Source organism: Streptomyces sp. NPDC002779 (genome assembly GCF_042888685.1).
Lineage (GTDB): Bacteria > Actinomycetota > Actinomycetes > Streptomycetales > Streptomycetaceae > Streptomyces.
On record NZ_JBIAQC010000003.1, the window covers coordinates 270,942 to 290,894 of the forward strand.

Here is a 19,953-nt window from a genome sequence, read left to right on the forward strand (position 1 = left end):
CGGCGGTGGCCGGCGGGCGAGGGGTGCGGGGGGAGGGGCGGAGGGGCCGCGGTGGCAGGTCGTGCCGTGCGGGCTCCGGCGGTGCGGGTCATGGGAGACGGGCTCCTGAACTGAGGCGGAACGAGGTGCGGTGCCCGGCCGGGGCCGGGGCCCCGCCCACCCGGGCCGCCGCGCACGACGGCGGTTCACGGGGTGGGGCCGGCGAGCGACGGCCCGTGGGCGGGCCGGGTCAGCTGACTGCGGGACGAAGGTCGAAGGGCGGTGCGGTGGATGGGCGGATGCCGGCGAGGTCACGCCGAGGAGGACCCGGCGCATGAGGGCCGCGGGGGCCACACATGCCGGGGTACGGATGTGCGGCTGGGGCGGCGCGAGCGCCTGGGCGTCGGTAGCGGAGCGTCGCAAGGGCGGTGCCCGAGGGTGGGCCGTGCGGCCGGTGAGCTTCCGGCGGGGTCCGGGAGGAGGTGCCGGCTCTGCGCGTACGGGCTCCCGCGGACGGGCGGGGCCGGGCGGTGACCGCCTAGCGCGCGGAGGGCAGTTCCCGGAACAGGATCTCGAAGACCTGCTCGCCGTCCTGGTGTCCGGTCACGGACAGGACGTATCCGCCGGGGCCGTCGTCCCGGAGGTCGGCGCGGACGGAGCAGGGGGAGTCGAACTCGACGTAGCGGGAGCAGAGGACCTCGCAGGACGACGGCCGGAAGGGGCGCTCGCCGAAGACGGCGTGCGCGGCCTGCTGGGCGGCGTCGAGGAGGACCATGGCGGGCATATGGTCGTTCGGGTGGTCGAACATCAACTCGTTGGTCACATCGGCCCGCAGCAGCCAGTGGCCGGGGGTGTCCCCGGGAGCCAGGGCCACGTCGCAGTCGTGGGCGCGGCCGACGGAGCGGGCGGGCACGGGTGCGGGCAGCGGGGCGGCGAGCGCCGCGGGCCAGGCGGTGTCGGTACGGCCGCGGCGCAGCCGGCGGTAGACCTCGGCGGTCATGACGGAGCAGTCGCCGCCGCCGGTGCCGATGATCTCGCCGTCCACCCGGATGACCACCCGGGCCTGGAGCGAGGACGGCACGCCCCGGCGGTGCTTGAGGTCGTGGAGGGAGACGTCCAGCTCGAGCCGGGCCGGCGCGCCGGGTGCGAGCAGCCGGCCCGGGTCCACGCGGTGGTGCGCGGACGACACCAGGAACTGGTGCCCGAGCGGTACGCCGAGGCCGTCGTGAGCGACCAGGATCACGGCCTGGCGGACGCTCTCGATGACCAGTGACGGCAGGAAGTTGCCCTCCTGGTCCGTGAAACGGCGGTGATCGGCGGGCCATTGTGTGAAGACGGTGTAGTGACGGTCGTCGTGCTTGGTGATGCCGGTCGGCAGTACGTCCTTCCGGTACGTGCGATGCACGAGCCTGGTGTCGACCGACGCCGCGGACGGCGGGATGCACGGCCTGAGCGGTGCGGCCGGCCTGGCCGGAAACACCGTCTTCCTTATCCCCCCGTGGCGGTGTCGGCCCCGGTGAATACCAATGTTGGTGGTCATTGCTCTTCCTTCTGGAACGAGAAGGTGCATGACGGGTGACTGGTTCCAACCCCGCCGGTAAGATACGCGCATGCGGGTATGTTTTTCAATGAGAGCCGGTGGTTCCGCATATGAGTCCCGCATGTGTTCATCATCAACAACGACGAAGGAAGGGGGCCCAGTGGCGCAGCAGGATCGAGCCATCAGGACACGCCAGGCGATTCTGGAAGCGGCGGGCGAGGTCTTCGCGGAGTGCGGTTACTCCGCCACGAGGATCTCGGACGTCTACCAGCGGTGCGGTGTGACGAAGGGGGCCTTCTACTTCCACTTCACCTCCAAGGCGGAGCTGGCGCAGGCGGTCCTGGACGAGCAGGTGGCGGAGCAGTTCCGGTACTTCGCGCCGCCGCAGGAGCCGGGGGCGCCGAAGCTCCAGGAGTGGGTGGACGTGACGCTGCTCGTGGCGCACCGGCTCACCTTCGACCGGATGCTCCAGGGCAGCATTCGCCTCGCGGTCGACCAGGGGCATGACGTGATCGACCGGAAGGTGCCCTACCGGGCCTGGATCGAGGTCAGTACCCGGCTGCTCGGGGAGGCCCAGCACCTGGGGGAGCTGGTGCCGGGCATCGATGTGGGGACGGTGTCCGACGCGGCGGTGGGCGCCTTCACCGGCGTGCAGCTGCTGTCGGAGATCATGACGAACCGGGCCGACGTGGAGGAGCGGATCGCCGTCCTCTACGACCTGATGGCCCGCTCGCTGGCCCGGCCCGAGGTGTACGCCCGGCTCGACATCACCGCCGAGCGCGGCAAGCGGCTGACCCGCGGGGCCGCGGTCCACAGCTCCGTCTGAGAGTGGTTCTGGGCGGCCCTGCGGGGGCCGCCGGAGGGGAGCGGCACGTGCAGATCCAGCAGCTACGGGCATTTCGTGAGGTGGCGGCCGAGTTGAGCGTGACCCGGGCGGCGCGCAACCTCAACTACGCGCAGTCCACGGTGACGGCGCAGATCCAGAACCTGGAGGAGTCCGTCGGGGCGGCGCTGTTCGACCGGAGCCATCGTCAACTGGCGCTGACCGAGGCGGGTCTGCGGCTGCTGCCGTACGCCCGGACCATCCTCGAGGCGGCGGAGGAGGGGCGGCGGGCGGTGGCCACGGACGCGGTGTGCACGGCTCCGGTGCGCCGGGCGGGTGTGCGCCAACGTGCCAGGGGCGGTGCGCGAATCCGGTAGCAAGGGCTTGCGCCGGCGGCGCGGCAGGCGCGAGGCAGTGGGCAGGTGTGGCGGCTCTGGTGGTCCGGGGCCGCCCTTTGGTCTTCCCGGGTCCCGGAAGAAGTAATTCCGAATTTACGCTTCCGCATTCATGCTTGGCCGAAAGAAGTCCCTCGAATTCCCCTTTCTTGATCCCCTCGCTCGGAATGATCAATTCCGGCGCCCGCGGAATATTAAGTTCCGGCCTTCACGTCCGCTCACGCGTGTTTCGGCAAGGGACGGTGCGCGGGGTGGCAACCACGGGGGCGGGGGCGTTCGTAGAGTCGGGGCATCGCGGTGAGTCCGGGGCCGTAGGCGGGCCGGATGTCGCTCGCCCCCCGAGTCGCGGCCCTCCCGTCGACCGGTGCCCTCCTCGTACATCCCCCGGCGAGGAGCGTCCCGGTCGGCGGGAGGGCCGCTCCGTACCCCAGGACCCGCGCCCGCAGGGCCCCGCACCGGCCCTTCCCCGGACTCCCGAACCGACACCCGTCCCCGGACAAGAGTGAGGCTCAGCCCGACATGAACGCTGATCAGCGCATCACGGATGTGGATTCCTGGCGCCTGCTTCCTGCCGCCCAGCAGCCCGACTGGCCCGACCCGGACGCCCTCAAGGGCGTACTCGAGGAGCTGGCGTCCTACCCGCCGCTGGTGTTCGCCGGGGAGTGCGACCAGCTGCGCGAGCGCATCGCCCGGGTGGCCCGGGGCGAGGCCTTCCTGCTCCAGGGCGGCGACTGCGCCGAGACCTTCGACGGGGTCACCGCCGACCAGGTCCGGGACAAGGTCAAGACGCTGCTGCAGATGGCCGCCGTCCTCACCTACGCCACCTCCGTGCCCGTGGTGAAGATCGGCAGGATCGCCGGCCAGTACTCCAAGCCGCGCTCCCGGCCGGTCGAGGTCCGCGGCGACCTCACGCTCCCCGTCTACCGCGGTGACGCCGTCAACGGCCAGGAGTTCACCGAGGAGGCCCGCCGGCCCGACCCGGAACGCCTCAAGCGCATGTACCACGCCTCCGCCTCCACCCTGAACCTCATCCGCGCCTTCGTCACCGGCGGCTACGGCGACCTGCGCCAGGTCCACGAGTGGAACCGCGACTTCGTCAACAACTCCCCCATCGGCGCCCGTTACGAGGCCCTCGCCCGGGACATCGACCGCGCCCTGACCTTCCTCGCCGCCTGCGGTGCCGACCCCGGCGAGTTCCACCTCGCGGAGTTCTACTCCAGCCACGAGGCGCTGCTGCTCGACTACGAGGCCGCCCTGACCCGTACCGACTCGCGCACCGGGCACGCCTACGACGTCTCCGGGCACATGGTCTGGATCGGCGAGCGCACCCGCCAGCTCGACCACGCGCACGTGGCGTTCGCCGCCGCCGTGCGCAACCCCGTCGCCGTGAAGCTCGGTCCGTCGGTCTCGCGGGACGAGGTGCTCGCGCTCATCGACCGGCTCGACCCCGAACGGGAGCCGGGCCGGCTGTCGTTCATCGCGCGCCTGGGCCGCGACAAGGTCCGGGACGTGCTGCCCTCGCTCGTCGAGGCGGCCGCCGAGGCCGAGGCGCCGATCGCCTGGATCTGCGACCCGATGCACGGCAACACCTTCTCGGCGGCCAGCGGTCACAAGACCCGCCGCTTCGACGACGTCCTGGACGAGGTGACCGGCTTCTTCGAGGCGCACCGCGAGCTCGGCACCCACCCCGGCGGCATCCACATCGAGCTCACCGGCGACGACGTCACCGAGTGCGTGGGGGGCGGCCACCCGATCGGTCTGACGGATCTGCACCGGCGCTACCAGACCGCCTGCGACCCCCGCCTCAACCGCTACCAGGCACTCGATCTCGCCTTCCAGGTGGCCGAATTGTACGCCGACCGCGGCGTCCCGGCCGCCGCCCGCCCGCGGATCGCGCAGGCGGCCTGACCAGCACCTCCGCACCGCATACCGGGCCGTGCGGCCGGACCGGAGACGGCCGGCCGCACCGGCGGGCCCTGGCCGAATCATCGAAACTCCCGATCCAAGTAGAAAACCCGCATGCGGGTATGTTTCTCTTGGGGTGCTTCATCGAGAGCTCCGACATCGGAACAGGGGGTACGCGATGCAACGTGTCAGTGAGGTGAAGCCCCGCCAGCTGCGCAGGTGCACGTCCGATCCGCCGCCCGCGGAACGCGGTGGCCTGCAGATCGTCAAGAGCCACGAGGAGATCCTCGAAGGGACCACGGCCCGCCACCGCTTCGGCGAGGTGACCGTCTCGCTCGTCCAGGGCGGCCCCCGCGAGCTGGTGCGGCCGGCCCGGCTGATCGGTGCCGGTGAGCGGTCCCGGCTGCGGATGTGCCGGCCGCTGCACGGCGAGGTCTGGGTGTTCCAGGACGGCCGCCACGGCGTCGTACGGCCTCCGCAGCTGATCTCCTTCGACACCGGGCGCCCGTTCAAGGTGATCATGCCGGACCAGTTCCGGATGGTCGACGTGATGGTGACCCACTCCCTGGTCGGGCTCACCGCCGCCGACACCCAGCGGCTCACCGCCCGCGCCTGGAGCGGCGACCAGGGTGCCGCCGCCCTGCTGAGCAGCCTGCTGGAGGGCCTGGACCGGCACGGCGAGGAGGTCGAGACGGCCGTCGACCTGCTCGGCGGCAGCGTCGCCGGGCTCACCGCGGTCCTGTTCGCCGAGCGGATGCGCGAACTCGCCCCCGACAGCGAGATCGCTCGCCAGGCGTTGATGCTGAGGATCCAGGCCCATGTCCGCGAGCACCTCGCGGAACCGAGCCTGAGCCCCGTCGAGGTCGCCCGCCGGCACAACATCTCGCTGCGCTACCTGCAAAAGATCTTCCAGGAGTTCGGCGTCAGCCCGGCCCGCTGGATCCGCGACGAGCGGCTCGCCCGCTGCCGGTCGGAACTGGCCGACCCCGCCCTCGACCACCTGCCCGTCGCGCTGATCGGCGAGCGGGCCGGTCTGTACGGGGCGTCCCACTTCAGCCGCCTGTTCCGCGGCCGCTACGGCGTCACGCCCAGCGAGTTCCGCAAGGAGCGCCGCGCCATGGTCCACCGACTGGACACCGACGCCGTGGACACCGACGCCGCCGCGAACGCCGGAGCCCGGCGATGAGCGCGCCCACCGGCGCCGCCCCGACGGCGCGCTACGGAACCGTCGAGCACTTCCTCGGCCTGCTGCTGCCCGGCGGCCTCGAACCGGAGTCGTCCTGCCCCGGCCGCCTGGTCTCCGCCCGCACGGTGACCCCCCAGAACACGGCACCGCACCCGGCCGCACGGGACCGGGGCAACGCCAAGGGCCGGAGGAGGACGACATGACCGCCACCGTCACCGGCCTGCCCGAGCTGCGCATCAAGGTGCTCGGCCCGCTGGAGATCCACGTGGGCGGCGAGCGCCGCACCCTCACCGCCCCGATGGCACGGCGGGCCATGGCCGTCCTGCTGCTGGACGCCAACCATCTGGTCTCCACGCAGGCCCTCGTCGAGGAGCTGTGGGACGAGGAGCCGCCGCGGCTGGCCCGCAAGACCGTGCAGACGTACATCTACCAGCTCCGCCAGGCCCTCAAGGGCAGCACCGACGCCGCCGGGGAGCGCCTGGAGACCGGGCCGGGCGGCTACCGGCTGACGGCGCGGCCGGGGGAGCTGGACCTGTGGGAGTTCGAGCAGCGGGCCGGCCGGGCCCGTGCCGCGCTCGCCTCCGGAGCGGCCGAGGACGCCGCCCGGCTGCTGCGCGAAGGGCTCGCGCTGTGGCGCGGCGAACCGTTCGCGGGCCTGGAGGCCGGTCCGCTGCTCACCGCGCGGATCGCCCAGATCGGCGAGGCCCGGCTGAGCGCCCTGGAGCTGCGGATCGAGGCCGACCTCCAGCTCGGCCGCCACCAGGCGCTGGTGGCGGAGCTGCGCCGGCTCACCGTGGACCACCCGCTGGACGAGCGGTTCACCGCCCAGCTGATGATCGCCGCCCATCGGTCCGGGCAGCGCAGCACGGCCCTCGACGCCTATCTGCGGCTGCGCCACCGGCTCGTCGACGACCTGGGCATCGAGCCCTCCGAGCGGGTGCGCCAGCTCCAGCAGGACATACTGCGCGAGGTCCTGCCGCCCGCCGCCAAGCCCGAGAGGGTGGTCGTACGGCGTCCCGCGGCCCCGGCGCGCGTCACTCCGGCGGTGGACCAACTGCCGCTGGAGACACCCGACTTCACGGGGCGTGAGCGGGAACTGGCCCGGATCGGTGAGCCGTTCACCGCTCCCGGAGCCCAGGTGATCACCCTGCTCGGCCCGGCCGGCGTGGGCAAGACCGCGCTCGCCGTACGGGCCGCCCGCGCGATGGCCGAACGGTTCCCCGACGGGCTGCTGTACGCCTCCCTGCACGACGCCGCCGACCGGCCGCGCTCCCCGGAGGCCGTCCTGCGGTCCCTGCTGGACGGGCTCGGCATCGGCCGGCCGCGGCAGCCCGAGGACACCGACGGGCTCGCGGCGCTCTTCCGGGCCGCCGCCCGGGAACGCTCGCTGCTCGTGCTGCTCGACGACGCCGCGGCCACCGACCAGGTGCTCGCGCTGCTGCCCGGCGGCGACTCCTGCCTGACCCTGGTGACCTCCCGGGTCCGGCTGTCCGGACTGCCCGGCGCCCGGCGCCTCACGCTCGGGCCGCTCGGCGCCGAGGACGCGGCCGCGTTCTTCGAGCGGCTGGTCGGCGAGGAGCGCATCACCGGGCACCATGCGGCGCTGCGGCACATGGTCACCCGGATGGGCAGGCATCCGCTGATGCTGCGTGCCGTGGGCGAGCTGTACGCGGCGCGGCCCATGTGGACGCTCAGCGACCTGGCCGCGGGACTCCTCGACGACGACCGTCTCGTCGCCGAACTCCAGGACGAGGCCTGCGCGGCGCTCGCCCGCGCGGACAGCGCCCTGGCCCGGCTCGCGCCCTGGCTGCGCAGGTCGGTCTTCCTGCTCGCCGCGGCGGGGCCCGGACCCTTCGACACCGAGCAGGTCAAGGCGGTGCTCGAACTCGACACCTGGGGCGCCCAGTCGGTGGTGGGGCGGCTGCTGGACCGGCACGTCCTGGTCCTCGCCGACGACCGGCGGGGCGCCTCGGCCACCTTCCGGGTGCCGGAGATCGTCCGGTTCGGTGTCCTGGCGCACGCGGCCGGCGGGGTCGGCGGGCGGAGGGACTCGGCTTGGTCCGACGTCGGGCGGAGCGGCTTCGCCCGGTCCGACGCGGGCCAGGGGGACTCCGCCTGGTCCGACGCCGGACAGAGGGACTCCGCCCGGTCCGACGTGGGGAGCACTGACCCCGTCCGGTCCGACGCTGGGGGCGCCGAGTCTCACCGGAACGATGCCGGGCGCATCAATCCCATCTGGTCCGACGTCGGCCGCGCCGACTCTTCCCGGTCCGACGTCGGGCGTACCGGCTCTTCCCGGGATGACTTCGGCCGTACCGGCTCCTCCCGGTCCGACGTCGGCCGTACCGGCTCCTCCCGGGATGACATCCGCCGTACCGACCCCGCCCGGGACGACGCCCGCCGCGCCGACCCTGCCCGGTCCGGCATCGGCCGTACCGGCTCTTCCCGGAACGACGCTGGGCGCATCAACCCCATCTGCTCCGACGTCGGCCGCGCCGACACCGCCCGGTCCGACGCCGGGCGCGCCGACTCTCCCCGGAACGACGCCGGCCGTACCGACCCCGCCCGGGACGAGGCCCGCCGCGCCGACTCCCCCCGGATCGACGCCGCCCGCGCCGACTCCCCCCGGGACGACGCCAGGCGGACCGACTCCCCTCGGAACGACCCCGCCCGGTCCGACGCCTGTCGTATCGACCCCGCCTGGCCGGAGGCCCGCCGTACCGACCCCGTCGGGCCCGACGTCGACCGGTCCTACGGCGCCGGGGCCGTTCGCCGTGGGCCGCTCGCGGCCCGGCCGCACGGGCCGGTTCCCGGGCCGCCGCGGCGGCGTCCGGTGACCCCCGCCACATAACTCATTTCCAGCCTGTCCCGAACGCCCGCACCAGCGCCCCGCACAACCCCCGAAAAACGGCCCTGACCAGCACGTTTTCCCGCTCTTGGACACGCCTTGGGCGGGTGTTGAACGGGCCACCGGAGTCTGGACCCCGGCGACGGTCGCCCGTCCGGATCGCTCCCCGTCGCACGTCCGAACGAACCATCCAAGGAGACCCCATGACGGACCAGCAGTTCGGCCAGCTCGACGTCCGCTACCTCAACCACTCCGCGCTCGCCCTGCCCGGCGGCGGGGAGCTGTACTACGAGGACAGCGGCGAGGGCCCGGCGGTGACCCTGCTGAACAACTTCTACATCGTCAGCCCGATCTGGCGGAACTTCACCACCGAGCTGGCGAACGACTTCCGGCTCGTCCACTACGACCTGCGCAACCAGGGCGCCTCCAACCCGGGCCCGGAGCCGGTCACGTTCGGGGACCACGTCGAGGACGTGCGCCGCCTGCTGGACCACCTCGGCATCGAGAAGACCTACCTGGTCGGCACGTCCATATCCACCCTCATCGCCCGGGAGTTCGCGCTCAAGTACCCCGAGCGCGTGGCCGGCCTGGTCCTGGTGGGCCCGGCGTTCTCGCCCAACGGCACCCTGCGCCGCAAGCTGGTCAGCCGCTCCTGGCTGGCGAGCCTGGAGTCCGGCGGCACCCAGCAGCTCTTCGGCCACCTCTACCCGCTGGTCTTCCCGGACCAGATGATCCACGAGGGCGGCACCGCGGCCTACCTGGCGCTCAAGGACAACTTCCTGTCCCTGCTCTCCGTCGGCTCCATCCGCGAGAACCTGCTCGCCTCCCTGGACATCGAGGACGACCCCGAGGAGCTGGCCCGCCTCGCCGCCCCGACGCTGATCATCAATGGCGACGGCGACTTCGCCTGGAGCGCGTCCGTCATCGAGGACGCGCTCAACCGCATCCCGGACAGCCGCGCCGTCACCCTCAAGCACGCGGGCCACGTCCCGTTCTTCGACGACCCGCAGGGCTTCCAGACGGCCGTCTCCGAGTTCGTACACGAGCTGGAGGCGCGCCACGCGTCCGAGACCGCCACCGCGGTCACCGGCGCGTAGCCGGACGGGCGACCGGGGGACGGCCGGGGCCCGGTGATCCCGGACCCGCCGGCCCCCCTCCGCGCCGCCCGCCCGCACCCCCCGACCCCCCGAACCCCGATCCGCTGCACCACCGCAGCACCACAACGACGCACACCACGTCCCGACGCTGGAGACAAGCACTCATGACAACACGTCTGTTGACCGGGGCCACCGGCTTCGTCGGCGGAGCCGTGGTCCTCGAACTCCTCGACAAGACCGACGACCCCGTCATCGCACTGGTCCGCGGCAAGGACGACGCCGAGGCGACGCAGCGCCTGCACGACACCCTCTCCGCGATGGCGGACGGCTACGGCCGCTCCGACCTGCACCCGGAGATCCTGCGCCGGACCGTCGCCGTGCACGGCGACATGACCGTGGACGGCTGCGGAGCCGACCTGACCGGGGTGCCGCCGGTCGACGAGGTCTGGCACTGCGCCGCCTCGCTGCGCTACGAGGAGGAGTACCGCACCGAGATCGAGGCGCAGAACGTCCAGGGCACCGCCAACGTCCTGGAGCTCGCCCGCAAGGTCGGCGCGCGCACCTTCAACTACGTCTCCACCGCCTACGTGGCGGGCTCGCGCACCGACCTGATCACCGAGGGTCCGGTGACCGACCCGTCGGTGGCCAACAACTGCTACGAGCAGACCAAGATGCGGGCCGAGGCCCTCGTCGAGGAGGCCGCCGGCGACCTGCGGATCCGTATCCTGCGGCCCACCGTCGTCATCGGCCACAGCGTCACCCGGCACGGGCTGAACTGGTCGGGCCTGTACGGCTTCGCCCGTCAGGTGCTGGTCTTCAAGAAGACCGCCTCCCGCAAGCTCGGCACCTTCCTCTCGCACGCCCGGGTCCGGCTGCTCGCCGACCCCGACACCGTGGTCAACCTCGTCCCGGTCGACATCGTCGCCCGCAACGCCGTGGCCATCTCCCTGTCGGACTCGCCGGAGACGTACTTCCACCTCGGCAACTCCGAGGGCCCCAAGGTCCGCGACATGGTCACCCAGATCTTCGAGCTGCTCGGCCTGCGCGAGCCGCTGTGGGTGGACGACCGCGACGGCTTCACCGCGATCGACGAGGCCCTCGACGGCGGCATGAACTTCTACCGCTCCTACCTGCGCTACAACAAGCGCTTCGATCTCACCAACACCGCCGCCGTCTGCGGCGCCGACGCCTCCTACGCGCCCACCGGCGAGCAGGAGCTGGCCGAGTACCTCCTCTACTACCTGCGCACCCTGCGCGGCTTCGAGGAGAACAGCGGCAACGACCGCATCGTCCACCCCGTAGCGGCCTGACCCGTCCGTCGACGACGAAACCCCGAGCCTGCGCGACCCCGCGGGCCGTCACTGGAGGAGACATGTACGACAGCACGACGGTCGCGGAGCACCTGCGCGGCCTGCTGGAGAACGCGGTCGGCGCTCCGCTGCCGCTGGACGACCCGGCGGCCCGGACGGCGTCGCTGTGGAACCTGGGGCTCACGTCGGCGGGCTTCATGCGCCTGCTCGCCGACGTCGAGGACGCCTTCGGCATCGAGTGGGACCTGGACCAGCCGACCGAGGCGTTCTCGTCCTACGAAGCGCTGCTCGCCCACGTCACCGGGCACCTGGAGCGCCGTACGGCCAAGGCGGGGGGTGCGTGATGGCCCGCGTGAACCGCCGGCTCGCGCTGGCCACCGCCCCCGCCGAGGCCGCCCGCCGCCACGGCGCCGTACCGATCCGCCTCGACCGGCCGCTCGACCTGTTCCCGCAGGCCGGCCGCGACTTCGACTACGCCGCCTTCGCCGGCCTGGTCGAGGAGGCCGCCGCCCTGCTCGCCGGGGCCGGCGTCACCGAGGGACAGCGCATCCTCGTCGTCAAGCAGCCCAACTTCGACATACCCCTGCTGGCCTTCGCCTGCGCCCGGATCGGCGCCGTGCCGGTGCTGGTGCACTCGGCCGTCGGCTTCCAGGCGCTCGGCGTCATGACGGAACGCGCCGCCCCGGCGGCCATCATCACCGACGCCACCACCGAGGCGGCCGGCGTGCTGGACTCCGTCGACCCCGCGCTGCCCCGCTGGTACGCCGGGGAGCGCGGCGAGCACGGGCTGTCCCTGCTGGACGCCGAGCGCGGCACCGTCCCGCCCGCCGCCGTGCCCCGCGAAGACACCCCGCAGCTGGTCACCCACAGCTCGGGCACGACGGGGGTGCCCAAGCTGGTGCTGCACTCCGTGCACAGCTTCGCCGGGCACGCCCGTCCGCAGATCACCATCGGCAAGGTGCTGCGGGTGCGCGACCCGTACCTGATGTGCCTCTCCCCGGTGCACGCCCGCTGCATGTCCGGGATGCTCGCCATCCTCGCGCTCGGCCTGCCGCTGGGCTTCCTCACCGACACCGCCCCCGAGAACGCGGCCGAGCTGCTCGCCGCGGTCCGGCCGGGCGTGGTGGAGACCGTCCCGAACGCCTTCATCCGCTGGGAGGAGGTGGCCGAGCGGCAGCCCGAACTGTTCGCGCAGACCCGGCTGTTCGTCAGCTCCTTCGACGCCGCCCACCCGCGCACCATCCGCACCCTGCTCGGTGCCGCCAAGCCCGGCGCCCGCTACATGCAGGCGTACGGCCAGACCGAGACCGGACCGGTCACCGTCAAGTCCCACAAGCTCAAGAGCCGCTGCGACGACGGCCGGTGCGTCGGCCGGGCCGTCCTCGGCCACACCAAGATCCGCGTCCTCGACGACGAGGGCGACAAGGCCCCCAAGGGCACCCCCGGCCAGATCTTCGCCCGTTCCTCCGGCGTCACCCCCAGCTACCTCGGCTCCCCCGACCAGCGGGTCGACGGCTGGTGGGCGATGGGCGACTACGGCCTGGTCAGCGACCGCGGCTGTCTGCACCTGTTCGACCGGATCGTGGACCGGGGCAGCGGCGTGGCGAGCCTGCTGGCGGCCGAGGACGACATCCTCGAAGCCCTGCCGCAGCTCACCGAGGCCGTGATCATCCCGATGCCCGACGGCCCCGCGGTCCCGCTCGTGGTCACCCGCGGCGACGCCCCGCTGGACCTCGCCGCCTGGCGCCGCGCGGTCGCCGCGCTGCCCGGGCTCGCCGCGCCGGTGCAGTGCCGCTGGGACGACATCCCGCACACCGCGACCTGGAAGGTCAAGCGACTGGAGGTGGCGCGCCGGCTGGCCGCGGGCGACCTGCCGGTCCTGGCCACGGCAGGGGAGGAACGATGACGACCGCCGCGCCGCGCCGGACCACCACGGCGGCGGAACTCTGGCACCACTGGCTCCCGGCGGTGGAACGGCTCGTCGCGGTGCCCCAGGAGTACCGCGACGCCCGGCTGACCCACGAGGAGGCGGCCCGCGAACTCGCCGTCGACGAGGCCGTCCTGGAGAACCTGGTCGGCGCCGGCTTCCCCGCCGAGGAGACCCCGGACGGGCTGCGCTACGACCACCACGACGTACGCAACCTCGGGCTCCGGTCCGGCCTCGGCCGCTCCCTGGCCGAGCTGGGCGAACGCCAGTGCATGCGGATGGCGGCCGGACAGCCCGAGCAGTGGCTGACCGAGCGCGTCACCCGGATCCGGCTCACCGCCACCTGCTCGGCCGCCGGCTGCACCAGCTGCGTCACCACCCCGGTCCCCGCCGAACCCGCCCCCAAGCTGTACGAGGGCCGGCTGACCGAGTGGACGAAGGAGGAGGGCGGCTCGATGGTGGCCACGGTCACCACCCGCGGCCACCGGGACGCCCCGCGCACCGACACCGTCCGCCGGATCCACGACGACCTGCTCGACCGGCTGGTCTCCGGCGAGTACCAGTACGGCTGGGTGCCCGAGGCACTGCGGGCCCGCCCCGCCGCCGCGATCGAGCACCGCGCCGTGGACTGTGTCGTCGCCGCCTGGCAGATGCAGCGGTGGGCCGAGGAGGCGGGCGTCCGCGCCCGCACCCGGCGCGGCTTCCTGCTCGGTCTGGTCGGCGTCGAGCACGCCTGGACCGAGGTGTTCGAGGAGGGCCGCTGGCTGCTCCTGGACCCGGTGCTGGCGTACCTCGGCTCCCGGCACCGGACCACCCACCCCGAGTTCGCCGACTTCACCCGAGGTTCGGTGCACAACCGGCTCCTCGCCTGGGACCGGTCCGTGGACGAGTCGCTGGCCGTGCACGACTGCGTGGCCGGCGGACACGTCCGCGTCGACTGCCGTCAACTCCCCGCCGCCCGTACCCCCGCCTGAGCGTACGGGCGGACACATCCCCCCATCGGGGCGTTGCCCCGCCCCGTCATTCCTGGAGGAATACCCATGTTCAACAAGCTGGCCGCCTTGGCGACCGGCCGCCGAAAGCTGGTTCTCTGGCTGGGACTGCTGTTCTGTGTCGTGGCCGGAGGACTCGGCGGCGCCGTCAACAGCAAGCTGTCCTCCGGTGGTTACGAGGTGCCCGACGCCCCCTCGACGCAGGCGAACGAGATCCTCAGCGAGAAGTTCGGCACCGGTGAGCCCAACCTCGTGCTGCTCGTGAAGACCCCGAAGGGAGTCGACGACCCGGACACCGCCGCCAAGGGCGCCGAGCTGACCGAGAAGCTCGCCGCCGAGGACGGCGTCCAGGAGGCGGCCTCCTACTGGACCCTGGACAAGGCGCCCTCGCTGAAGGCCGAGAAGTCCGACTCCGCGCTGGTCCTCGCCCACCTGGAGGGCAACGAGGACGAGGTCGACGATTACCTGGCCGAGCTGCGCCCGCACTACGAGGACGGCTTCGAGGGTCTGCAGATCCAGTTCGGCGGCCGGGCCGAGGCGTACGCGGAGATGAACGAGCAGACCCAGGAGGACCTCGCGCTCGCCGAGACCCTGGTGCTGCCGCTCACCCTGATCCTGCTGGTCTTCATCTTCCGCGGGGTCATCGCGGCCCTGCTGCCGCTGGCCGTCGGCATCGTCGCCATCATCGGCGCGCTCGGTGTGCTGCGCGTGCTGGTGGAGCTGACCGACGTGTCGGTCTTCGCGATGAACCTCACCACCGGACTCGGGCTCGGACTCGGCATCGACTACAGCCTGTTCGTGGTCAGCAGGTACCGGGAGGAGCTGAAGAAGGGCGTCGCCGTCAACGACGCCATCGCCACCAGCCTGCGCACCGCGGGCCGTACCGTCCTGTACTCGGCGATCACCGTGGCGCTCTCGCTCTCCGCGCTGCTGCTGTTCCCGATGTACTTCCTGCGCTCCTTCGCCTACGCCGGTATCGCGGTCGTCGCCTTCGCGGTGGTCGCCGCCCTGGTGCTGCTGCCGGCGCTGCTCGCGGTCATCGGCACCCGGATCAACAAGTGGTCCTGGAACCGCAAGAAGCCCGAGCAGGCCGTGGAGAACGGCTTCTGGCACCGCCTCGCCACCCTGGTGATGCGCCGCCCGCTGCCGCTGGCCACCGGTGTCATCGTGATCCTGCTCTTCCTGGGCTCGCCGTTCCTCGGCATCAAGCTCAACCTCGCCGACGAACGCACCCTGCCCGCGGACGCCGAGGCCCACCAGGTGGGCACGGTCCTGATCGAGGACTACTCGGCCCGCGAGATGGAACCGCTCATGGTCGTCGCCGAGAACGCCGGCACCCCGGCCGAGCGGGAGACCAAGGTCGCGGCCTACGCCGAGACCCTGTCGCGGCTGGACAACGTCGCCCGCGTCGACGCCCTGACCGGCTCCTACACCGACGGCAGGCAGATCGCCCCGGCCGGCGCGATCAGCGAGCGCTACGAAAAGGGCGAGGGCACCTGGCTGTCGGTGATCCCGGAGGTCGGCTCCTACACCGACGAGGGCCAGGACCTGGTCGGTGACATCCGGGACGCGAAGGCGCCGTTCGAGGACGTGAAGGTCGCCGGTACCGCCGCCTCCTTCAAGGACACGATGACCTCGCTGACCGACCGCATGCCGTGGGCGCTGCTGCTGATCGCCGTCTCCACGTTCGTGCTGCTGTTCCTGATGACGGGCAGCGTGCTGATGCCGGTGAAGGCCTTCGTGCTCAACCTGCTCAGCCTCACCGCCACCTTCGGCGCCATGGTCTGGGTCTTCCAGGACGGCAACCTGATGTGGCTGACCGGCGACTTCACCGTCACCGGCGGCATCGTGGCCACCACCCCGATCATGATGTTCTGCGTGGCCTTCGGCCTCTCCATGGACTACGAGGTCTTCCTGCTCTCCCGCATCAAGGAGGAGTACGACCGGAACGGCGACAACACCCGTGCCGTCGCCCTGGGCCTGCAGCGCACCGGTGGCCTGGTCACCGCGGCCGCCGCGCTGATCGCCCTGGTCTTCGTCTCCTTCCTGGTCTCCGGCATCACCTACATGAAGCTGCTCGGCCTCGGTCTCGCCCTGGCGGTGCTGATGGACGCCACCCTCGTCCGGGGTGTCCTGGTCCCGGCCTTCATGCGGCTGGCCGGCCGCTACAACTGGTGGGCCCCGCGCCCGCTGACCCGGGTCTACGAGCGGTTCGGCCTGAGCGAAGGAGAGGACGAGCCGGTCCCCGCGCCCGCCGGCGCCGACACGTCGGTGGACCCCGGGCGTACGCCCGCAGACGTCGGCCGCTGACCCGGCCGGCGCGCAGAACCCCCGGCGGGGCCCACGGCCACCCGGGCCCCGCCGGGCCTCACTTCCCATCCGAACATCCGAGGGGAACTCCCATGTCCGACCAGCTCACCCCGGGCCACGCGCTCCTGCTGGAGTTCGTCGACCTGCCCGAACTTCTCGACGGCATCGGCCGTGACGACGACCTGACGACGGCCGGGCTCAACTCCGGCGACCTGATCCGGCTCGCCCTCGCCATCGAGGAGCAGACCGGCAGCCCGCTCGCCGACGACGAACTGACCGCGCTGCACACCGTCGCCGGCATCGACCAGGTGCTGACCGCCCGCTCCGCCTCCGTGAGCGAGGTCCGCTGATGTGGCTGGCCCACTTCGTCCGGCGGCACGCCGGACAGCGCCCCGACGCCCTGGCCCTCGCCGACGAGCGGCTCTCGCTCACCTGGCGCGAACTCGACGAACGGACCGACGCGCTGGCGGCCGCCCTGCTGGACCGGGGCATCGGCCCCGGTGAGCGCCTGGTGGTCAGCTCGCCCAACCGGGTCGAGGTGCTGGAGCTGTACATCGCGGCCGGCAAGGCCGGGGCGATCGTCTGCCCCGTCAACCACTCCTTTCCGGCCCCCGAGGTCGAGCACGTCGTCTCCAACTCCGCGCCGCGCGGCGTGATCGCCGAGCAGGGCGTCCTGGACCGGCTCGGCGACGCGTTCGGCGACAGCTGGCGGCTCGCCCTGGACAGCCCCGCCTACGAGGAGCTGCTCGCCACCCCGCGCCGGACACTGCCGCTGCCGCACATGGACGACCTGGTCGCGATCCTGCACACCTCGGCCACCACCGGCCGGGCCAAGGGCGTCGCCGTCACCCACCGCTCGGTGTCGGCCTGCTACACGGCGCTCGCCGCCGAGGCCCGGTTCACCGCCGACGACGTGATGCTCAACCCGTGCCCGCTGTTCCACGGCTCGATGGTGATCGGCCTGGCCCTGCTCGCGGCCGGCGGCACCCTGGTCCTGCAGCGGGAGTTCGCCCCGCAGCGCTTCCTCGCCGAGGCCGAGCAGCGCGGCGCGACCCGCGCCTTCCTGGTGCCGTCCATGGTCCGCTTCGCGCTGCGCACCAAGGCGTTCGACTCCACCGACCTGTCCACCCTCGTCGACGTGATGTTCGGCGGCGCCCCGATGCCGGAGGAGCTGCTGCGCGAGTCCCTGGAGCGCTTCCCCTGCCCGTTCCGCGGGATCTACGGCATCACCGAGGGCGGTGGCCCGATCGCCACCGTCGTCTTCGGCGGGGCCGAGGACCACGGCGCCGACGCCGCCGCCCGGGAACTGCGGCTGCGCTCGGCCGGCCGGATGCTGCCCGGCTGCCACATCGAGGTGCAGGACAAGGAGGGCAAGGCGCTGCCGCCCGGCGAGATCGGCGAGGTCTGCGTCCGCGGCGACGGTCTGATGCGCGGCTACTGGCGCAACCCCACGGCCACCGAGTCCACCCTGCGCGACGGCTGGCTGCGCACCGGTGACCTCGGCTACTCCGACGCCGACGGCTACCTCTACCTGGTCGACCGGATCAACGACGTCCTCATTCGCGGCGGGCAGAACGTCTACCCGGCCGAGATCGAGCGGGTCCTCGGCGCCCAGCGCGGCGTCGCCGACACGGCCGTGGTGGGCGCCCCCTCGGAGGAGTGGGGCGAGGTCCCGGTGGCGTTCGTGGTGGCCGAGGGCGAGGAGCTCTCGGCGGCCGGCCTGCTGAAGGCCTGCGCGAGCGAACTCGCCAGCTACAAGCGGCCGGTGCGGATCGAGTTCGTCGACGAGATCCCGCGCAGCGCGGCCGGCAAGATCCTGCGCCGCAAGCTGCGGGAGCGGTTCGCCGACGGCATGCCGGGCGCCGCCCCGGTGCCGCCCGTGGACCGGGGAGCGTGAGCGGCATGCGCGTCGCCTGCATAGGCGCGGGCCCCGGCGGGCTCATGCTGGCCCTGCTGCTGCGCCGCCTCGGCGGCCACGAGGTCGACGTCTACGAACGCAGCCCGGCCGGTGCCACGTACGGCTTCGGCGTGGTCTTCTCCCGCTTCAGCCTGGCCCGGCTGCGCCGCGCCGCGCCCGACGTGGTCGCCGCCCTGCTGGACCGCGGCGCCCGCTGGGACGACGTGGAGGTCCGCCGGGACGGCGAGCGGGTCCGCTCCTCCGGCCACGGCTTCGCCGCGGTGGAGCGGCGCGGCCTGCTCACCGCGCTGACCGAACTCGCCGAGGAGGCGGGCGCCCGGCTGCACTTCGGCACCGAGGCCGACGCCGGCGAACTGCTCGGGCGCTACGACGTCGTGGTCGCCGCCGACGGCTCCGGCAGCCGCACGAGGACCGCGTTCGCCCGGGAGTTCGGGGCCGAGGTCGTCCCCGGGCGGGGGCGGTACGCCTGGTTCGGGGTGGACCGGGCCTTCGACGCGATGACGTTCCTGTTCGCGGACAGCGCGTACGGGCCGGTCGGCGCCCATGTGTACCCCTACGGCCCGGACCGGTCGACGTTCCTGGTCGAGCTGGGCGAGCGGACCTGGGAGCGGGCCGGTTTCACCGAGGGTGCCACCAAGCCCCCGGGCTGGAACGACGAGCAGGCCATGGCGTTCTGCGCCGAGGTGTTCGCCGAGCACCTGCGCGGGGCGAAGCTGCTCGGCAACGGCTCGCGCTGGCTGACCTTCCCGCACATCTCCGGTGCCCGCTGGTCCACCGGGCGCCTGGTGGGGCTCGGGGACGCCGTGCACACCGCGCACTTCTCCGTCGGCTCGGGCACCACGCTGGCGCTGGAGGACGCGGTGGAGCTGGCGCACCGGCTCACCGAGCACAGCGACGACGTGGACGCGGCGCTGGCCGCCTACGAGGCCACCCGGCGGCCGATCGTGGAGTCCGTGCAGCAGGCCGCCTGGGCCAGCCTGCGGATGTGGTCGCACCCCGAGGAGCACCGCGCCCTGGACCCGGCCACGCTGATGCTGCGGCTGCTCACCCGCACCGGTCAGTCCACCGCGGACGTGCTGCTGCGGCTCGATCCCCAGCTCGCGAAGATCGGCGACGGGGTGACGGCGCTGCCGGAGGGACCGGTGCCGTCGCTGGTGCCGGCCGGCGGGCCCGCGGCTGCGGGCGACGCGCTGCTCCTCGCACCCGGGGAGCGGCCGCCCGCGGGCCATGACGGGCCCCTGCTGGTCGCCGCCGGTGAGCAGGCCGGGGAACGGCTGAGGGCGCTGCGGGCCGAACTCCCGGACGCGGTGCTGGGGTTGCTGGTCGAGGCGCCGGCGCCGGCGGAGGAGCCGGTGTCCGGGCTCGTCGACTCGGTCGCCGCGCTCGCCGCCGCCGTACCCCTCGACATCGTGGCCGTGGCCCCGGGCGCGGGACTCCCCGGCGCCGATCGCACGGCCCGCTCGGCCCTCGCCGAACGCCTGACGGCGGCCGGCACCCCCACGGCGTACGTCTGCCGCCCGAAAGAACTGAACCAGGGCTGGACCCACGTCCAAGCCGCCCGAGCCACGGAGGTATGGACCACCACCACCTGACCACTCCGGCCCCTCAACTCCCCAGGGGCGCGGGGAACTGCGCGACCAGCCACAACGCACCCGCACCCGCCGGCCCACCCGCTCCGGCCCTCGGCGCGTGATCACTCCGGCCGATCAGCTTCCCCAGGGGC

16 protein-coding genes are annotated in these 19,953 nt (G+C 72.9%); 15 read left to right on the top strand and 1 reads right to left on the bottom strand.

The features are described 5' to 3' along the window. Nucleotides 1-517: 517 nt before the first annotated feature. Nucleotides 518-1,702 (bottom strand): ScbA/BarX family gamma-butyrolactone biosynthesis protein, encoded by a 1,185-nt coding sequence (locus tag ACFYW5_RS11090; protein ID WP_389416648.1) that lies wholly within the window; start codon nt 1,700-1,702, stop codon nt 518-520. On the opposite strand from ACFYW5_RS11090, the gene ACFYW5_RS11095 reads away from it, so the two are divergent. From ACFYW5_RS11095 to ACFYW5_RS11165, 15 genes are all read left to right on the top strand, one after another. Continuing rightward, nucleotides 1,680-2,345: a ScbR family autoregulator-binding transcription factor gene (locus ACFYW5_RS11095; RefSeq protein WP_389416649.1), complete on the top strand. Its 666-nt coding sequence runs from the start codon at nt 1,680-1,682 to the stop codon at nt 2,343-2,345. The two genes, ACFYW5_RS11090 and ACFYW5_RS11095, sit on opposite strands and share 23 nt — an antisense overlap. Before the next feature lie 47 nt (nt 2,346-2,392). Next, complete coding sequence (locus ACFYW5_RS11100) at nt 2,393-2,719, top strand: LysR family transcriptional regulator (protein WP_389416650.1); 327 nt, start codon at nt 2,393-2,395, stop codon at nt 2,717-2,719. Nucleotides 2,720-3,256: 537 nt separating this feature from the next. Further along, on the top strand, nt 3,257-4,645 hold the full coding sequence (locus ACFYW5_RS11105; protein WP_389416651.1) for a class II 3-deoxy-7-phosphoheptulonate synthase: 1,389 nt from the start codon (nt 3,257-3,259) through the stop codon (nt 4,643-4,645). 175 nt (nt 4,646-4,820) lie between these two features. Continuing rightward, nucleotides 4,821-5,828, top strand: a complete 1,008-nt coding sequence (locus ACFYW5_RS11110; RefSeq protein WP_389416652.1) for a helix-turn-helix domain-containing protein — start codon at nt 4,821-4,823, stop codon at nt 5,826-5,828. Beyond that, nucleotides 5,825-6,031: a hypothetical protein gene (locus ACFYW5_RS11115; protein WP_389416653.1), complete on the top strand. Its 207-nt coding sequence runs from the start codon at nt 5,825-5,827 to the stop codon at nt 6,029-6,031. Before ACFYW5_RS11110 ends, ACFYW5_RS11115 begins: the two co-directional genes overlap by 4 nt. Continuing rightward, nucleotides 6,028-8,679, top strand: coding sequence for a BTAD domain-containing putative transcriptional regulator (locus ACFYW5_RS11120; RefSeq protein WP_389416654.1), 2,652 nt, complete (start codon nt 6,028-6,030; stop codon nt 8,677-8,679). The genes ACFYW5_RS11115 and ACFYW5_RS11120 overlap by 4 nt, the downstream gene beginning before the upstream one ends. Before the next feature lie 200 nt (nt 8,680-8,879). Next, entirely contained in the window at nt 8,880-9,773 is an 894-nt protein-coding gene (locus tag ACFYW5_RS11125) for an alpha/beta fold hydrolase (protein ID WP_389416655.1), read from the top strand. Nucleotides 9,774-9,937: 164 nt separating this feature from the next. Beyond that, complete coding sequence (locus ACFYW5_RS11130; RefSeq protein WP_389416656.1) at nt 9,938-11,083, top strand: SDR family oxidoreductase; 1,146 nt, start codon at nt 9,938-9,940, stop codon at nt 11,081-11,083. A gap of 62 nt (nt 11,084-11,145) precedes the next feature. Then, nucleotides 11,146-11,427, top strand: a complete 282-nt coding sequence (locus tag ACFYW5_RS11135) for a phosphopantetheine-binding protein (RefSeq protein WP_389416657.1) — start codon at nt 11,146-11,148, stop codon at nt 11,425-11,427. Continuing rightward, nucleotides 11,427-12,989, top strand: coding sequence for a class I adenylate-forming enzyme family protein (locus ACFYW5_RS11140; protein ID WP_389416658.1), 1,563 nt, complete (start codon nt 11,427-11,429; stop codon nt 12,987-12,989). The genes ACFYW5_RS11135 and ACFYW5_RS11140 overlap by 1 nt, the downstream gene beginning before the upstream one ends. Beyond that, nucleotides 12,986-13,984 carry a transglutaminase domain-containing protein gene (locus ACFYW5_RS11145; protein ID WP_389416659.1) on the top strand — a complete coding sequence of 333 codons (999 nt, stop codon included), beginning with the start codon at nt 12,986-12,988 and terminating at the stop codon, nt 13,982-13,984. Before ACFYW5_RS11140 ends, ACFYW5_RS11145 begins: the two co-directional genes overlap by 4 nt. 66 nt (nt 13,985-14,050) lie before the next feature. Then, nucleotides 14,051-16,312, top strand: a complete 2,262-nt coding sequence (locus tag ACFYW5_RS11150; RefSeq protein WP_389416660.1) for an MMPL family transporter — start codon at nt 14,051-14,053, stop codon at nt 16,310-16,312. A 92-nt stretch (nt 16,313-16,404) separates the two neighbouring features. Continuing rightward, on the top strand, nt 16,405-16,662 hold the full coding sequence (locus ACFYW5_RS11155; RefSeq protein WP_389416661.1) for a phosphopantetheine-binding protein: 258 nt from the start codon (nt 16,405-16,407) through the stop codon (nt 16,660-16,662). Beyond that, nucleotides 16,662-18,209 carry a class I adenylate-forming enzyme family protein gene (locus tag ACFYW5_RS11160; RefSeq protein WP_389416662.1) on the top strand — a complete coding sequence of 516 codons (1,548 nt, stop codon included), beginning with the start codon at nt 16,662-16,664 and terminating at the stop codon, nt 18,207-18,209. The genes ACFYW5_RS11155 and ACFYW5_RS11160 overlap by 1 nt, the downstream gene beginning before the upstream one ends. Before the next feature lie 5 nt (nt 18,210-18,214). Continuing rightward, entirely contained in the window at nt 18,215-19,822 is a 1,608-nt protein-coding gene (locus ACFYW5_RS11165; RefSeq protein WP_389417002.1) for an FAD-dependent monooxygenase, read from the top strand. Nucleotides 19,823-19,953: the final 131 nt, after the last annotated feature.

What these genes read in the sequence shown, in the direction of transcription:
- ACFYW5_RS11090 (WP_389416648.1), bottom strand. Translation starts at nt 1,702, where the DNA reads ATGGCTCGATCCTGCTGCGCCACTGGGCCCCCTTCCTTCGTCGTTGTT.
- ACFYW5_RS11105 (WP_389416651.1), top strand. Translation starts at nt 3,257, where the DNA reads ATGAACGCTGATCAGCGCATCACGGATGTGGATTCCTGGCGCCTGCTT.
- ACFYW5_RS11110 (WP_389416652.1), top strand. Translation starts at nt 4,821, where the DNA reads ATGCAACGTGTCAGTGAGGTGAAGCCCCGCCAGCTGCGCAGGTGCACG.
- ACFYW5_RS11115 (WP_389416653.1), top strand. Translation starts at nt 5,825, where the DNA reads ATGAGCGCGCCCACCGGCGCCGCCCCGACGGCGCGCTACGGAACCGTC.
- ACFYW5_RS11120 (WP_389416654.1), top strand. Translation starts at nt 6,028, where the DNA reads ATGACCGCCACCGTCACCGGCCTGCCCGAGCTGCGCATCAAGGTGCTC.
- ACFYW5_RS11125 (WP_389416655.1), top strand. Translation starts at nt 8,880, where the DNA reads ATGACGGACCAGCAGTTCGGCCAGCTCGACGTCCGCTACCTCAACCAC.
- ACFYW5_RS11130 (WP_389416656.1), top strand. Translation starts at nt 9,938, where the DNA reads ATGACAACACGTCTGTTGACCGGGGCCACCGGCTTCGTCGGCGGAGCC.
- ACFYW5_RS11135 (WP_389416657.1), top strand. Translation starts at nt 11,146, where the DNA reads ATGTACGACAGCACGACGGTCGCGGAGCACCTGCGCGGCCTGCTGGAG.
- ACFYW5_RS11140 (WP_389416658.1), top strand. Translation starts at nt 11,427, where the DNA reads ATGGCCCGCGTGAACCGCCGGCTCGCGCTGGCCACCGCCCCCGCCGAG.
- ACFYW5_RS11145 (WP_389416659.1), top strand. Translation starts at nt 12,986, where the DNA reads ATGACGACCGCCGCGCCGCGCCGGACCACCACGGCGGCGGAACTCTGG.
- ACFYW5_RS11150 (WP_389416660.1), top strand. Translation starts at nt 14,051, where the DNA reads ATGTTCAACAAGCTGGCCGCCTTGGCGACCGGCCGCCGAAAGCTGGTT.
- ACFYW5_RS11155 (WP_389416661.1), top strand. Translation starts at nt 16,405, where the DNA reads ATGTCCGACCAGCTCACCCCGGGCCACGCGCTCCTGCTGGAGTTCGTC.
- ACFYW5_RS11160 (WP_389416662.1), top strand. Translation starts at nt 16,662, where the DNA reads ATGTGGCTGGCCCACTTCGTCCGGCGGCACGCCGGACAGCGCCCCGAC.
- ACFYW5_RS11165 (WP_389417002.1), top strand. Translation starts at nt 18,215, where the DNA reads ATGCGCGTCGCCTGCATAGGCGCGGGCCCCGGCGGGCTCATGCTGGCC.